2 protein-coding genes are annotated in these 2,331 nt (G+C 38.7%); both read right to left on the bottom strand.

Annotation, left to right across the window (positions count from 1 at the left end):
• Positions 1-243: 243 nt before the first annotated feature.
• On the bottom strand, positions 244-1,080 hold the full coding sequence (locus PHO43_RS09645) for an ROK family protein (RefSeq protein ID WP_288012108.1): 837 nt from the start codon (positions 1,078-1,080) through the stop codon (positions 244-246).
• Between the two features lie 522 nt (positions 1,081-1,602).
• Positions 1,603-2,325, bottom strand: coding sequence for a pyruvate formate-lyase-activating protein (gene pflA, locus PHO43_RS09640; protein WP_045089125.1), 723 nt, complete (start codon positions 2,323-2,325; stop codon positions 1,603-1,605).
• Positions 2,326-2,331 lie beyond the last annotated feature (6 nt).

Here is a 2,331-nt window from a genome sequence, read left to right as displayed (position 1 = left end):
CCATTGCCTGTACCCTTTTCCAGAATCGTAAGCCCGGGAATGGGCTCATTAGTCACATCGGTAACAATACCGCTAACCCTCTGTTGTGCATAAGCCGTAAAGCCTAATAGCAGACAGAAGATCAATAGCAAATTTTTTTCTCATACGTGTTTTTATTTGTGGGATTCAGGCAGATCTGATTATCTATGAACCCCAGATTAAAAAATTTAAGTTATTATGGATTCTTTTTATTGTTTGTAATCTTTATTGTATACACAGCGATCCCGCGCCTAATACGCCGGGACATTTAATATCCGATGTAAGAATTTTCAGTCTCTTCATAGAATTAGGATAAGGGAAATTCTTCAGTTCTTCAAGCATCGACTCTTCAAACAGATCAAACGACTTAGCAATTGAGCCTCCGAAAATTACTGCCTGTGGGTCAACAATCAGCACAATAAATTTCACAAGCATAGCAATATGTTTTCCATACTCCTTGTAAAGTTCAATTGATTCGATATCACCCTCTCTCGCCTTTAATGCAGCTTCGTAACCAGTGATATTACCTGTTCTGGTAAAGAACCTGCTGCCACAATACTCCTCCAGGATTGAGTCAAGATAGGGTAGCTCGCCAAACTCACCAGCGCCAGTATTGGCATCCTTCAGAAGATGACCACTTTGAATTATTCCACCGCCAACACCAGTTCCCAGGGTAATCCCAACAAAATGCTCAAACTCCTTGCCTTTGCCGAAAATCTTCTCACCATAAGCAAAACAGTTGGCATCATTATCCACGAAAACAGGGAGATTAAACTCCTTTTCCAGGATCTCTTTCAGATGAACTTCATCCCAGTCCTTTATATTCTGAACATTATAAACTACACCTTTATTCCTGTCGACAACACTCGGAACACCAATCCCGATTGCAGTCGTCTCTTCCGTAATAAGATTTTTTAAGAGATCAATTAAAATACCCAGGGTTACATCTCCCCCCTCAGCAGCTTTAGTTTCTGCCGATAACTGTTTTTCAATGCTATTGTTAACTATTCTGCCACCAACAATATTGGTACCTCCAATATCAATTCCTATGACATTCTTCATAATTTGTATATATTTTGTAATTAGTATTTATGGTCTTCTTCTATTGTTTTTTATTTTTTTTGCAAGAAAACTTACGTTTATTGCAATAAATGCCCCTTCACCTATTCTGATATGCAACGATTTTGTGATTTAATATTGAAGTTGGTTTTGTCAATTTGTTGCAAAATATATCCTCTTAGTATCAGATACTGAATGTTTTAGATGATAAATTGTATCAAATTAACATAGTAAACGCACTCTTGGCTTAATCTGTTAAATAAAAGATAATATTACAAATATATAACAAGTTTTATACTTGCAACAAATAAAGTGTAATAAAAGGTGATTTAGCATGTTGTTGCATAGATGTTACATAAAAGCCGCTAATTCAGTGTATCATCTTTCAATGATCAGCAGCTTTATTGGTAGAAGGTCAACAAGATAATGGAACCAAAAAATAATAGGGAATCTTAAAATGTTTGGACAACATTTAAAAGAAATTGGAAATCGGAACACAAGATCGATAAATATAATTAAACTATATCAAACCTTCAATCCCGCCTTTTTGAAAATATCCTTAGCATTCAGCAGTCTCTCCTCCGACAAAGCAGGCAGATCACCAGGTCTGTAATCCATACCCATCTGCTCATACTTATTCACACCCATCTTGTGGTAGGGCAGAAGCTCCACCTTCTCAATACATTTATAAGGTTTCAGGAAATCAGCAAGCCTGTTCAGAAGAATATCGTTGTCGGTCCACCCCGGCATAACCACATGCCTGATCCAGGCCCTGATATTTTTCTCCTCAAGATAGTTCAGGCACTTCAGCGTATTGTCAATCTTAACACCGGTAAGCTCCCTGTACTGCATCTGGTCAATCGACTTAATATCAAGCAGCACAAGATCCACAATATCCAGCACCTCCTTCACCGTCTGATTGAAAATTGCTCCCGACGTATCAAGAGCAGTATGAATACCATTCTCTTTGCAGAGCATGAAAAACTCCTTCACAAAAGCCGCCTGCATAAGTGGTTCACCACCAGTTACAGTCACACCCCCCTTAGCAATAAAGTTCTTATATTTCATCACTTCAGCAAGCAGCTCCTCCGGCGAAAGCTGATATTTGCCCTCTCCCTTCTTATCCCATGTGTCTGGGTTGTGGCAGTAAACGCAGCGCAAAGGACAGCCCTGCAGGAATATTACGAATCTTATTCCGGGACCATCTACTGTTCCAAAGCTTTCAAGAGAATGTATATTTGCTTTCATATTTCT

Origin of the sequence: Lascolabacillus sp., from assembly GCF_028696275.1 — a bacterium.
Taxonomy (GTDB): domain Bacteria; phylum Bacteroidota; class Bacteroidia; order Bacteroidales; family Dysgonomonadaceae; genus Proteiniphilum; species Proteiniphilum massiliensis.
Note: the sequence above shows the minus strand (reverse complement) of the source record. Positions and strands in the feature narration are given on the sequence as shown.